Origin of the sequence: Lysobacter sp. GCM10012299, assembly GCF_042649405.1 — a bacterium.
Taxonomy (GTDB): domain Bacteria; phylum Pseudomonadota; class Gammaproteobacteria; order Xanthomonadales; family Xanthomonadaceae; genus Lysobacter_J.
The window spans coordinates 424,276-437,093 of the sequence record NZ_JBHRZC010000003.1 but is presented as its reverse complement, the minus strand read 5'-3'; the positions used below and the strand labels follow the sequence as shown (position 1 = coordinate 437,093).

The 12,818-nt window shown below is 68.3% G+C and carries 10 protein-coding genes and 2 pseudogenes; 7 read left to right on the top strand and 5 right to left on the bottom strand.

Going from position 1 to position 12,818, the window contains the following annotated elements:
* Positions 1-28: 28 nt before the first annotated feature.
* Both rho and trxA read right to left on the bottom strand, forming a co-directional pair.
* The gene (rho, locus tag ACFOPO_RS09965) at positions 29-1,804 is read right to left on the bottom strand and encodes a transcription termination factor Rho (RefSeq protein ID WP_386703048.1); all 1,776 of its coding nucleotides are present in this window, start codon (positions 1,802-1,804) and stop codon (positions 29-31) included.
* A 267-nt stretch (positions 1,805-2,071) separates the two neighbouring features.
* The gene (gene trxA / locus ACFOPO_RS09960; protein WP_200607627.1) at positions 2,072-2,398 is read right to left on the bottom strand and encodes a thioredoxin TrxA; all 327 of its coding nucleotides are present in this window, start codon (positions 2,396-2,398) and stop codon (positions 2,072-2,074) included.
* Between the two features lie 286 nt (positions 2,399-2,684).
* Between trxA and rhlB the strand changes: the two genes are divergently transcribed.
* From rhlB to rpoH, 7 genes and pseudogenes are all read left to right on the top strand, one after another.
* Positions 2,685-4,424, top strand: coding sequence for an ATP-dependent RNA helicase RhlB (gene rhlB, locus ACFOPO_RS09955; RefSeq protein ID WP_386703047.1), 1,740 nt, complete (start codon positions 2,685-2,687; stop codon positions 4,422-4,424).
* 191 nt (positions 4,425-4,615) lie between these two features.
* Positions 4,616-5,302 (top strand): cell division ATP-binding protein FtsE, encoded by a 687-nt coding sequence (ftsE, locus tag ACFOPO_RS09950; RefSeq protein WP_200607623.1) that lies wholly within the window; start codon positions 4,616-4,618, stop codon positions 5,300-5,302.
* Entirely contained in the window at positions 5,299-6,267 is a 969-nt protein-coding gene (ftsX, locus tag ACFOPO_RS09945; RefSeq protein ID WP_386703046.1) for a permease-like cell division protein FtsX, read from the top strand. Before ftsE ends, ftsX begins: the two co-directional genes overlap by 4 nt.
* Positions 6,268-6,278: 11 nt before the next feature.
* A pseudogene (locus ACFOPO_RS09940) lies at positions 6,279-6,786 on the top strand (response regulator); the annotation flags it as partial.
* Positions 6,765-7,121, top strand: a pseudogene (locus tag ACFOPO_RS09935) (response regulator); the annotation flags it as partial. The pseudogenes ACFOPO_RS09940 and ACFOPO_RS09935, both read left to right, overlap by 22 nt.
* Positions 7,118-7,840, top strand: coding sequence for a uracil-DNA glycosylase (gene ung, locus ACFOPO_RS09930; RefSeq protein WP_386703045.1), 723 nt, complete (start codon positions 7,118-7,120; stop codon positions 7,838-7,840). The pseudogene ACFOPO_RS09935 and the gene ung, both read left to right, overlap by 4 nt.
* Before the next feature lie 114 nt (positions 7,841-7,954).
* A complete protein-coding gene (gene rpoH, locus ACFOPO_RS09925; protein WP_386703044.1) occupies positions 7,955-8,845 on the top strand; it encodes an RNA polymerase sigma factor RpoH in 891 nt (296 codons plus the stop codon).
* Between the two features lie 190 nt (positions 8,846-9,035).
* Here the strand turns inward: rpoH and ACFOPO_RS09920 are convergent, their stop codons facing one another.
* From ACFOPO_RS09920 to tal, 3 genes are all read right to left on the bottom strand, one after another.
* Entirely contained in the window at positions 9,036-10,319 is a 1,284-nt protein-coding gene (locus tag ACFOPO_RS09920) for an NAD(P)/FAD-dependent oxidoreductase (RefSeq protein WP_386703042.1), read from the bottom strand.
* The gene (locus tag ACFOPO_RS09915) at positions 10,316-11,644 is read right to left on the bottom strand and encodes an MFS transporter (protein WP_386703040.1); all 1,329 of its coding nucleotides are present in this window, start codon (positions 11,642-11,644) and stop codon (positions 10,316-10,318) included. Before ACFOPO_RS09915 ends, ACFOPO_RS09920 begins: the two co-directional genes overlap by 4 nt.
* A gap of 93 nt (positions 11,645-11,737) precedes the next feature.
* Positions 11,738-12,688 (bottom strand): transaldolase, encoded by a 951-nt coding sequence (tal, locus tag ACFOPO_RS09910; RefSeq protein WP_386703039.1) that lies wholly within the window; start codon positions 12,686-12,688, stop codon positions 11,738-11,740.
* Between the last annotated feature and the right edge of the window lie 130 nt (positions 12,689-12,818).

The following is a 12,818-nucleotide window of genomic DNA, read 5'->3' as shown; positions in this document are numbered from 1 at the left end:
GGCGTTTTGGTTGCATCAGGCGTAAAACTCAGCGCTTCATCGAGCTGAAGAACTCGTCGTTCGACTTGCTGGTCTTCATCTTGTCCAGCAGGAACTCCATCGCGCCGATCTCGTCCATGCCGTGCAGCAGCTTGCGCAGGATCCAGATCTTCTGCAGCAGCTCCGGCTCGATCAGCAGGTCTTCGCGGCGGGTGCCCGAGCGGTTGATGTTGATCGCCGGGTAGACGCGCTTCTCGGCGATGCGACGGTCCAGGTGCACTTCCGAGTTGCCGGTGCCCTTGAACTCTTCGTAGATCACCTCGTCCATCTTGCTGCCGGTGTCGATCAGCGCGGTGGCGATGATGGTCAGCGAACCGCCTTCCTCGACGTTGCGCGCGGCACCGAAGAAACGCTTCGGGCGGTGCAGGGCGTTGGCGTCGACACCACCGGTCAGGACCTTGCCCGACGACGGCACGACGTTGTTGTACGCGCGGGCGAGGCGGGTGATCGAGTCGAGCAGGATGACCACGTCGCGCTTGTGTTCGACCAGGCGCTTGGCGCGCTCGATCACCATTTCGGCGACCTGCACGTGGCGCGCTGCCGGCTCGTCGAACGTCGAGGAGACCACTTCGCCGCGCACGGTGCGCTGCATTTCGGTCACTTCTTCCGGACGCTCGTCCACCAGCAGCACGATCAGGTGCACGTCCGGGTGGTTGTGCGTGATGGCCGTGGCCACCTGCTGCATCATCATCGTCTTGCCGGCCTTCGGCGGCGAGACGATCAGGGCGCGCTGGCCTTTGCCCTGCGGCGCCATCAGGTCGAGGATGCGGCCGGTGATGTCTTCCGTCGAACCGTCGCCACGCTCCAGGCGGAACTTGCGACGCGGGAACAGCGGCGTCAGGTTCTCGAACAGGACCTTGTTCTTGCTCGCTTCCAGCGGCTCGCCGTTGATCGTGTCGACCACGGCCAGGGCGAAGTAGCGCTCGCCGTCCTTCGGCCAGCGGATGCGGCCGGACAGATGGTCGCCGGTGCGCAGGTTGAAGCGGCGGATCTGGCTGGGCGAGATGTACGTGTCGTCCGGGCCGGCCAGGTAGCTGGCTTCATGCGAGCGCAGGAAGCCGAAGCCGTCGGGCAGGATCTCCAGCACGCCGTCGGCGGCGACGCCTTCGCCATGGCGGGTCAGGACCTTGAGCAGGGCGAAGATGACGTCCTGCTTGCGGGCACGGGCGACGCCTTCCTGGATCTGCAGCGTGTCGGCGAGGTCGAGCAGCTTGTTCGCCGGCATCCGCTTGAGGTCGCCCAGCGAGTACTGCGGGAAGCCCTCGGGCACCTGCGGGTGCGGACGCGGCACGAACTGCTCGCCGTTGCCGCCGTCGTCCTCCATGCCACCCTGGAAGCGGTCGCGCTGGCGGTCACGGCGGTTGCGGAAACGGTCGCGGCGGTTGTTGCGGCCGCCTTCGTCGCCACCCTGGCCCTGGCCTTGCTGCTGGCCTTGCTGGCCGCCGCCCTGGCCCTGGTTGCGGTTCTGGTTCTGGCCGCCCTGGCCCTGGCCCTGGTGCTGGCCACCCTGGCCACGCTGGCCTTGGCCGCCTTCGCCCTGCTGGGCGGGGGCGCCATCGGCGCGGGGTTCGGAGGGAGCGGCGGCCGGAGCGGGCGCGCTGGGGGCCGGGGCTGCCGGCGGCGGAGCTTCCGCACGCGGCGCCGGGGCGCTGGGCATTTCGAGTTGGGTCTGTGCGGCGGCGGCGTTGTCGGCGGCCTTGCTCACACGCGGCTTGCGCACGCGCTTTTCGGCGGTGTCGCCAGCGTCGGGGGTGTTATCGGACAAGCAGGGATTCCTCGCTAAGGCGAGCGCTCGCAGACGGCGAGCGGGACGTCAGGGACGATGGGTTATCAGAGGGGGTGCGGCGCCGCGACTGGTCACGCGACAGGTCTACATAACGCCGGGTGACACGAAACTAGCACTGCCAAAGCGTGGCGGCAAGCGTCCGGACAGGGGGCGTTCACATCGCCGGAGAGGCCGGCGGAGCTGCGCCCGGAGGGCGGGCGCAGCGGGGGGGCTCAACAGAAGGGGCGTTCGGGCCGGAGCCCGGCCTCAGAGCGCCTTGTCGATCATCTGGCTCAGCTGGGCCTTGCCCACCGCGCCGATCTGGGTGGCCTGGACCTGGCCGTTCTTGAACAGCAGCAGCATCGGGATCGAGCGCACGTGGTACTTCATCGCCGTGTTGCGGTTGTGGTCGACGTTGACCTTGGCGATCTTGACCTTGCCCTCATAGGCAGCGGCCAGCTCGTCCAGGGCCGGGGCGATCATCTTGCACGGGCCGCACCATTCCGCCCAGAAGTCCACCAGGACGGGCTCGGACGACTGCAGCACGGCGGCATCGAAATCGGCATCGCCGACGTGCAAAATTTTCTCGCTCACGGGGTTCTCCTGCGGGTTGGATCGACGGCCGGGCAGCGGCACGGGCCGCCGGCCCGGCTGGGGCCGGCCCGGGACCGGCGGTGCCGGATCGGGCGTTACGGTAAACTGGGGCGTTTCGCGGCGACTTCAAGCCCGCCGCCGACACCGAACCGAGCCGGCCCTAGTGGGAATGACCCTCTCAGGGACCGGCCCCGGCAGTCTGCGATGCGGACGCCACCCACGCAAGCGCACCGGTGCAAAACTGCAATCCGCAGATAGCACGGTCCCGCGGACAGACTGAAAGCTGATGAGCGACAAGCCCCTAACCGATATTTCCTTTTCCTCCTTCGACATACATCCGAGCCTGCTGGCCGGACTGGAAGCCGCTGGATTCACCCGCTGCACGCCGATCCAGGCACTGACGCTGCCGATCGCACTCACCGGCCGTGACGTCGCCGGCCAGGCGCAGACCGGCACCGGCAAGACGCTGGCGTTCCTGGTCGCGGTGATCAACCGCCTGCTGACGCGCCCGGCGCTGGCCGAGCGCAAGCCCGAGGACCCGCGCGCGCTGATCCTCGCGCCGACGCGCGAACTGGCGATCCAGATTCACAAGGACGCGGTCAAGTTCGGCAGCGACCTCGGCCTGAAGTTCGCCCTGGTCTATGGCGGCGTCGACTACGACAAGCAGCGCGAGCTGCTGCAGAAGGGCGCCGACGTCATCATCGCCACGCCCGGCCGCCTGATCGATTACGTCAAGCAGCACAAGGTCGTTTCGCTGCACGCCTGCGAAGTCTGCGTGCTCGACGAAGCCGACCGCATGTTCGACCTGGGCTTCATCAAGGACATCCGCTTCCTCCTGCGCCGCATGCCGATCCGCACCGAGCGGCAGACGCTGCTGTTCTCGGCCACGCTCAGCCACCGCGTGCTGGAGCTGGCGTACGAGCACATGAACGAGCCCGAGAAGGTGGTCGTCGAGACCGAGTTCATCACCGCCGCCAAGGTCCGCCAGAAGGTCTACTTCCCGGCCGACGAGGAAAAGATCCCGCTGCTGCTGGGCCTGCTGTCGCGCAGCGAGGGCGCGCGCACGATGGTGTTCGTCAATACCAAGGCGTTCGTCGAACGCGTTGCCCGTGCGCTCGAGCGCGGCGGCTACCGCGTCGGCGTGCTGTCGGGCGACGTGCCGCAGAAGAAGCGCGAGTCGCTGCTCAACAAGTTCCAGAAGGGCCAGCTCGAGATCCTCGTCGCCACCGACGTGGCCGCGCGCGGCCTGCACATCGACGGCGTCTCGCACGTCTACAACTACGACCTGCCGTTCGATGCCGAGGACTACGTCCACCGCATCGGCCGCACCGCCCGCCTGGGCGCGGAAGGTGACGCGATCAGCTTCGCCTGCGAGCGCTATGCGATGTCGCTGCCGGACATCGAGGCCTACATCGAGCAGAAGCTGCCGGTGGTGGCGGTCGAACCCGACCTGCTGGTCGCGCTGCCGCGTACCCCGCGCGAAGTGCCGGCCGGCGAGCCGGGCGAGGAAGAAGAAAGCATCGGCGCGATCTTCAAGGAAGCACGCGAACAGCGTGCGGCCGATGAAGAGCGTCGTGGTGGCGGCAAGGGTGGTCGCAGTGGCAGTGGTGCCGGCGGTCCGCGTCGCAGCAGCGGCGGTCGTAGCGAGGGTCGTCCTGGCGAGCGTCGTGAAGGCGGCGCACCGCGTGGCGAGCGCAAGCCGCGTGCCGCTGCAGCCGTGGCCGAGGCGGGTGCTTCGGTCGTGGCCGCTCCGGCCGCAGCCGCTGCCACCGCGCCGACGCCGGGCCTGGCCGATGCCGAGCGCGCGCCGCGCAAGCGTCGTCGTCGTCGTGGCGGCAAGCGCGTCGAGGGCAACGGTGAAGCCGCCGTCGCCGCCGCACCGGCACAGCAGGGCGGCAAGGCCACCCAGGTCCACGCGCAGAAGCCGCCGAAGGCCGCCGTGTCGGGCGAGAAGCCGGGCCTGCTCAACCGCATCGGCCGCAGCCTCAAGTCGCTGATCACGCGCGCACCGCGCAGCCAGCACTGACGCCACAAAGCCCCTCTCCCGCTTGCGGGAGAGGGGTTGGGGTGAGGGCTACCCTCATCCGCCCTCCGGGCACCTTCTCCCGCGAGCGGGAGAAGGGACTTTCACGATCTCTGTCGCGGTTTTATTTCCGCCGCTGGCCTTCCTCGCCCGCGCCACCGATACTTGGCGGCATGAGCCAGCACCGGTGAGCGATGAGCGTCCTGCGCTTCGACAATGTCAGCAAGCGGTACAGCGGCGGCCACGACGCGCTGAGCGAAGTCAGCTTTGAAGTGGCGCCGGGCGAAATGCTGTTCGTGACCGGCCATTCCGGTGCCGGCAAGAGCACCCTGCTCAAACTCATCCATCTGTCCGAGCGGCCCAGCCGCGGCGCCGTGCTGTTCGGCGATCGCAACCTGCTCAAGGTGCGCGGCCGTCGCATCGCCCTGCACCGTCGCGATGTCGGCGTGGTCTTCCAGGATCACCGCCTGCTCGCCGACCGCAGCGTTGCCGACAACGTCGCCCTGCCGCTGATCCTGCGCGGCCTGCGCCGCGGCGACATCGGCAAGCGCGTGCGCAGCGTGCTCGACAAGGTCGGCCTGGGCGCGCGCGCCGAAGCACTGCCGACGCAGTTGTCGGCCGGCGAACAGCAGCGCGTCGGCATCGCCCGCGCCATCGTCGGCGAACCGCGCCTGCTGGTCGCGGACGAGCCCACCGGCAATCTCGACCCGACCCTGTCGGCCGAAATCATGGCGCTGTTCGAGTCGCTGCCCGAGCGCGGCACCAGCGTGCTCGTCGCCAGCCACGACCTGGCGCTGGTCAAGCGCATGAAGAAGCGCGTGCTGGTGCTCAACCAGGGCCGCCTGGTCGACGACATCTCGCCGCAGGACCTGGCCCAGTGAGCGCGCCGTCGACGGAAGCGAGCAAGCCCGCGGCCAAGGCGCGCCCGCAGCCGCCGCGTTCGCGCCTGGGCACCTGGTTCGACCACCATCTCTACAGCCTGGTCGCCAGCCTCGGCCGCATGTTCCACAAGCCCTGGGCGACCGCGCTGACCATCGGCGTGATGGCGGTGGCGATCACGCTGCCGCTGGGCCTGTGGGCGGCGCTGGGCAACATCGAGCGGTTCACTGGCTCGGTGCAGCAGGCGCGCCAGATCAGTCTGTTCCTCAAGCCGGACGTTGCGCTCGACCGCGCCCGTGCGCTCGCCGACGAGCTGCGTGGCCGCGCCGACGTCGCCGCGCTCGAACTGCGCACGCCCGAGCAGGGCATGCAGGAGCTGCGCGAACGCAGCGGACTGGGCGAAGCCATCTCCGCCGTTGAAGGAAATCCCCTGCCGAGCGTCCTCATCGTCAGCCCGAAGGGCGACGAGGCCCTGCTCGCCACTTCGCTGGGCACGCTGCCCGAGGTCGACGTCGTCCAGCACGACGCCGGCTGGCGCCAGCGCCTGGACAGCTGGCTGCGCTTCGGCGTGCGCCTGGCCTGGGTGCTGGCCGCGCTGCTAGGCCTGGGCGCACTGCTGGTGGTCGGCAACACGGTGCGCCTGGACATCCAGTCGCGTCGCGAGGAGATCGCCGTGCTGCAGCAGCTCGGCGCCACCGACGGCTTCACTCGTCGCCCGTTCCTGTACCTGGGCCTGAGCTACGGCCTGGTCGCAGGCGCGATTGCGCTGGCGCTGCTGACCGCGGCCGACCAGGCACTGCGCGCTCCGCTGGCCGACCTCGCCCACAGCTATGGCAGCGGCTTCACCCTGCAAGGCTTCGACCTGCGCCAGGCGGCGGCGATTGTTTTCGGGTCCGGCCTGCTCGGCTGGATCGGCGCCGGTCTCGTGACCGGTCATTACCTGCGCCAGACCCGGCCCATTTCGTAAGCAGTGAACGCATGACCTCCCACGATCTTCGCCACCTCGCCAGCACCGCGCCGCGGATCATGGTGGTGGACGGTTCCAAGCTGGTGCGCAAGCTCATAGGCGACGTGCTGACGCGCGAACTTGCCGATGCGGTGGTGGTGCCCTGTGCCGGCATCGCCGAGGCACGCGCCGCGCTCGAAGCCGGCGCGGTTGACCTGGTCACCACCTCGCTGTCGCTGCCCGACGGCGACGGCATCGCCCTGGCACGCGCGGTTCGCGAGTCGGCTGGCCAGGCCTATGTGCCGGTGATCGTGGTGTCCGGTGATGCGCAGTCGCACCTGGAATCGCGCAGCTTCACCGAAGACGTGACCGACTATTTCGACAAGGCGCTGGGTCACACTGCGCTGGCGGCGTTCATCCGCGGCTACGTGCAACCGCAACCGATCCCGGGCGCGCGCGTGCTCTACGTCGAGGACAGCAAGGTGGTCGCGCTGGCGACCAAGCGCATGCTCGAACGCGCCGGCCTGAGCGTGCTGCACTTCATCGGTGTGGAGGAAGCGCTGGAATTCCTCGAGACGCGCCGCGGCCAGGACGACATCGGCGCCGACCTCGTGCTGACCGACGTCTATCTGAAGGGCGCGCTCAGCGGCAACGACCTGCTCGAGCGCCTGCGCCAGGACTTTGGCCACGGCAAGCGCCGCCTGCCAGTGCTGGTGATGACCGGCGACGCTAACGCCCACAACCAGAGCGCGCTGCTGCGTGCCGGCGCCAATGACCTGGTGCTCAAGCCGATCGAAGAGCGCCTGCTGATCACCAAGACGCTGTTCCAGCTGCGACTGTCGCGCCTGCCGGAGCAGGCGACACTGGACGCATGAACGACAGTGGTGAACGAGGGGGGCACAGGATCGCCCTGGAGCCCTCCTGGAAGGAGCGGGTAGGCGACTACCTGCAGCGCCCGGACATGCAAGCACTGTCGACCTTCCTGCGCGAGCGCAAGGCCGCCGGCGTCCATGTCTACCCGCCCGGCCCGAACATCTTTGCCGCCTTCGACGCCACGCCGTTCGACGCGGCCAAGGTCGTCATCCTCGGCCAGGACCCGTACCACGGCCACGGCCAGGCCCATGGCCTGTGCTTCTCGGTGCTGCCCGGCGTGCCGGTGCCGCCGTCGCTGCTCAACATCTACAAGGAAATCGAGCGCGACCTGGGCATCGCCCGGCCCGACCACGGTTGCCTGCTGCCGTGGGCGCAGCGCGGCGTGCTGCTGCTCAATGCCGTGCTGACGGTCGAGGAAGGCCGCGCCGGCGCCCACCAGGGCAAGGGCTGGGAGGGATTCACCGACCACGTCGTCGACACCCTCAACCGCGAACGCGAGGGTTTGGTGTTCCTGCTCTGGGGCAGCTACGCCCAGGCCAAGGGCAAGGTCATCGATACGCGCCGCCACCGGGTCCTGCGGGCGCCGCACCCCTCGCCGCTGTCGGCCCACCGCGGGTTCCTCGGCTGTGGCCATTTCTCGGCCGCCAACGAGTACCTGCAGCGGCGCGGGCAAGACGGAATCGACTGGTCGCTCCCGCCTAGGGCCGACCTGTCCATCTGACTACGCCTGCGGCTCGGTCCCGAACCTGAACAGTCCCATTGTTCTGTCACCGCAACAGTGCGGAACTTCCAGGCCCTTTAGCAGTCCTACAACCCGACTGCTAAGATGCCTGCCATGACCACGAACAGCCTTACCAATAGCGGCCTGTCCACTGCGCTGGTCGCCAACAACATCCCCGTACCGAGCGCGCTCGGTTCGCTGGACGCCTACGTCAACGCGGTGCACCGCATCCCGGTGCTGACCGTCGAGGACGAGCAGGCGCTGGCCCGTCGCTTCCGCGAAGAAGAAGACCTCGATGCCGCCCGTGAGCTGGTGCACTCGCACCTGCGATTCGTCGTGCACGTGGCCCGTGGCTACAACGGCTACGGCCTGCAGATCGGCGACCTCATCCAGGAAGGCAACATCGGCCTGATGAAGGCGGTGAAGCGTTTCGACCCCGACCAGGGCGTGCGCCTGGTGTCGTTCGCCGTGCACTGGATCCGTGCCGAGATGCACGAGTTCATCCTCAAGAACTGGCGCATCGTCAAGGTCGCCACGACCAAGGCGCAGCGCAAGCTGTTCTTCAACCTGCGCAAGTCCAAGACCCGCCTGGGCTGGATGAACGCCGAGGAAGTGCGCGCGGTCGCCAAGGACCTCAACGTCTCCGAGCGCGAAGTGCTGGAGATGGAATCGCGCCTGTCGGGCCGTGACATCGGCTTCGATGCGCCGGACGAAGACGACGATGGCGCACCGCCGTCGCCGGTCGCGTACCTGCGCGCCGACGGCGAGGATCCCTCGCAGACCTACGAGCGCGAAGACGAAGAAGACGGCCACCTGGCGCTGCTGCGCGAAGGCCTGTCGGAACTCGATGCGCGTTCGCGCGACATCATCAAGCGCCGCTGGCTCGACGACGAAAGCAAGATCACGCTGCAGGAGCTGGCCGACGAGTACGGCGTCAGCGCCGAGCGCATCCGCCAGATCGAGGCGAACGCGCTCAAGAAGATGCGCGCGCTGTTCGCGGCGTAAGCATCAGCGATGCGATCTGCGAAACGGCCCGGGAAACCGGGCCGTTTTGTTTTGCAGCCATCTTCACGCCGCCACCCCGTCACCGTCATCCCGGCGAAGGCCGGGATCCAGTGTCGGAGCATCAAGGTTGCGGAGTCACGGCCTCGTCGAAGGCTGAGGGCCTGGATCCCGGCGTTCGCCGGGATGACGATCAAGATGGATCCCGGCCTTCGCCGGGATGACCATCTGGCTTGTCCTGCCCCAGGATGATCCGCGCGTGCCGCTGGTAGCTCCAGTACGCCCATGCCCAGTTGATCAGCACGATGATCCGGTTGCGGAAGCCGATCAGGAAGAACACGTGCGCAGCCAGCCAGAACCACCACGCCAGCAGCCCTGACAGCTTGAACCCGTGCAGGTCGACCACCGCGGCCATGCGCCCGATCGTTGCCAGGTTGCCGAAGTCGCGATAGCGGAACTCCGGTGCCGCCTTGCCGGCCAGACGCGCGCGGATCGCCGTGGCCACGTGCGCTCCCATCTGCTTGGCCGCCGGTGCCACGCCGGGCACGGGCTTGCCGTCCTGCACGACGCTGGCGAGGTCGCCGGCGATGAAGATCTCCAGATGCCCGGGCACGCTCAGGTCAGGCGCCACCGGCACGCGTCCGGCGCGATCGCGTTCGACCCCCAGCAGGGCGCCCAGCGGCGAGGCGGCGACACCGGCGGCCCACAGCACGGTGCGCGCCGGCACGAACTGGTCGCCGAGGGTGAAGCCACGCGCATCGATCGCGCTGACCGGCGTGCCAGTCACGACTTCGACGCCAAGTTTCTCCAGCTGCCGCTGCGCCTTGGCCGACAACGACTCCGGGAACGACGCCAGCACGCGAGGACCTGCTTCGATCAGCCGCACGCGCGCCTGCGACGGATCGATGTTGCGGAACTCGCGCTTGAGCGTGTGCCGTGCGATCTCGGCCAGCGTGCCGGCCAGTTCGACGCCGGTCGGGCCGCCGCCGACGACGGCGAAGCTCAGCCATGCGGCGCGCTCGTCGGGATCGTCGCACGCCTCCGCGCGCTCGAATGCCAGCAGCAGCCGGCGGCGTATCGCCAGCGCATCGTCGAGCGTCTTCAGCCCGGGCGCGTCGCCACTCCATTCGTCGTGGCCGAAGTACGCGTGCGTGGCGCCGCTGGCGAGCAGCAGGTAGTCGTACGGAAGCTGCTCGCCATCTGCGAGCGAGACCGCGCGCGCCTGCGTGTCGATGCCCGTGACTTCGCCCAGGCGTACCTCGACATTGCGCTGGTTGCGCAGGATGTGGCGCAGCGGCGCGGCGATATCGGGCGAGGACAGGCCGGCGGTGGCGACCTGGTAGAGCAGCGGCTGGAACAGATGATGGTTGCGACGGTCGATCAGGGTGATGTCGACATCGTCACCGGACAATGCGCGCGTCGCCCAGAGGCCACCAAAGCCACCACCGACGACCACGATGCGCGGACGCGAACTCATGCCTTGGCTGCTCCTTGCTGGACATCGTCCTGGTCGCGGTCGATGCGCGAATGGTGCTTGGTGTCGCGCATGAACACATACACCGACAGCGACACCGCGACGCATGCCGTCACGTACCAGTAGAAATACGACTCATGACCGATCTTCTTGAACCACAGCGCCAGCAACTCGGCCGTGCCACCGAACACCGACACGGTCAGCGCATACGGCAGCCCGACGCCGAGCGCGCGGATGTGCGCCGGGAACAACTCGGCTTTCACCACCGCATTGATCGACGTGTAGCCGCTGACGATCACCAGCCCGGTCATCACCCAGGCGAACGCGCTCCAGACGCTGCTGGCCGCCGCGATGCCGCTGAGGATGGTGTAGGTGCACAACGTGCCGAGCACGCCGAAGGCGATCAGGATCGGGCGCCGGCCGATGCGGTCGGACAGCGCGCCAACCACCGGCTGCAGCAGCATGAACACCAGCAGCGACGCCGCCGAGATCAGGGTGGCATCGGCCTTGCTGAAACCGCCGGTGTTGACCAGGAACTTCTGCGGATAGGTGGTGAACGTATAAAACGAGAGCGTACCGCCCAGCGTCAGGCCGACCACGGTCAGCACTTCGCGCGGGTGTTGCAGCAGCACCCGCAGGCTGCCGCGACGCTTCACGTCATGGCTGCGCGCAGCGACGAACGACTCGGTCTCCTGCATCCCGCGCCGCAGGTACAACGCGGTGACCGCGCACAGCGCGCCGACCACGAACGGGATCCGCCAGCCCCAGTCGTGCAGTTGCTGCTCGGTCAACAGCAGCCGCTGCAGCAGCACCAGCAGCCCTAGCGCGAGCAACTGCCCCATCACCAGCGTCACGTACTGGAAGCTCGACCAGAAACCGCGTCGGCGAGCGTCGGCCATCTCGCTCAGGTAGGTCGCCGACGTGCCGTACTCGCCGCCGACGCTGAGACCCTGCAGCAGCCGCGCAAACACCAGCAAGGCCGGAGCCGCCAGGCCGATGCTGTCATGGCCGGGCGCCACGGCGATCAGCAGCGAGCCGGCGCACATCAGCAGCACCGACAGCATCAGTGCCGCCTTGCGGCCGTGGCGGTCGGCGTAGATTCCCATCAGCCAGCCGCCGACCGGACGCATCAGGAAGCCGACCGCGAACACCGCCGCGGTGTCGAGCAGCTGCGCGGTGCTGTCGCCCTTGGGGAAGAAATGCGGCGCGAAGTAGATCGCGAACGCGGAGTAGGCGTACCAGTCGTACCACTCCACCAGGTTGCCGACCGAACCGCTGAAGATGCTGCGCAGGCGGTGGGCGGGAGTGATCCGGGTCGTCGCATCCATGCGCACAGTTTGCCTCAAGCCGATGGGGGCGGCTTCAGCCGCGCCCATCCGAGGTTGGCACGTCGCGGCCGAAGCCGCGACGCCGGAGGGCGATCAGCGCAGCCGATCGGCCAGCAAAGCCTCGAGCTTGCGCTGGTCGGCGGCGAAGCGACGGATGCCGTCGGCAAGCTTGTCGTTGGCCATCGCATCCTCGTTGTGCTGCCAGCGGAAGGCGGCTTCGTCCAGCGCGGCCGGTGCCGGTGCGCGGTCACCCGTGTCATTCAATGCGCGTGGCACGCCACCTTCGCTGGCGGCCAGTTCGGCCAGCAGTTCCGGCGAGATGGTCAGGCGATCACAACCGGCCAGCGCCAGCACCTGCCCGGTGTTGCGGAAGCTCGCACCCATCACCACGGTGTTGAAGCCGTGGCGCTTGTAGTGGTGCCAGATGCGCGTGACCGACTGCACGCCCGGATCGTCCTGCGGCGTCGCCGGCTTCTCGCCGCCGTTGGCCAGGTGCCAGTCGAGGATGCGACCGACGAAGGGCGAGATCAGGAACACGCCGGCCTCGGCGCAGGCCACGGCCTGGGCGAACGAGAACAGCAGCGTCAGGTTGCAGTTGATGCCTTCGCGCTCGAGCTGCTCGGCGGCGCGGATGCCTTCCCAGGTCGAGGCGGTCTTGATCAGCAGGCGCTCGCGGCCGATGCCGGCCTTCTCGTACAGCGCGACCAGCTTGCGTGCCTTGGCCAGCGTGGCGTCGGTATCGAAGCTCAGGCGCGCATCGACCTCGGTCGAGACGCGGCCCGGGATCAGCTTGAGGATTTCGGTGCCGATGGTGACGGCCAGGACGTCGGACGCGTCGGCGACGCGCTCGGCCAGGTCGGAGCCGCGCGCCTGCGCCAGCGCCGAGTCGATCAGCGGCGAATAGGCCGGGATCGAGGCGGCTTTGAGCAGCAGCGAGGGATTGGTGGTGGCGTCGAGCGGATGGAAGCGGGCGATCGCCTCGATGTCGCCGGTGTCGGCGACGACGGCGGACAGGGTGCGCAGTTGTTCGAGCTGGCTGGTCATGGTGTCGGTGGCTTCGGTGTCGGGTCCATTGTCTCCGATTAGATCATGGTAGCGCTAACATTCGTGCGCCTGGCCAGGTCATGCCGTCGTTGCCGCCGTGGGGTAGGCTCGCCCAAACCTCCGAGCCTCC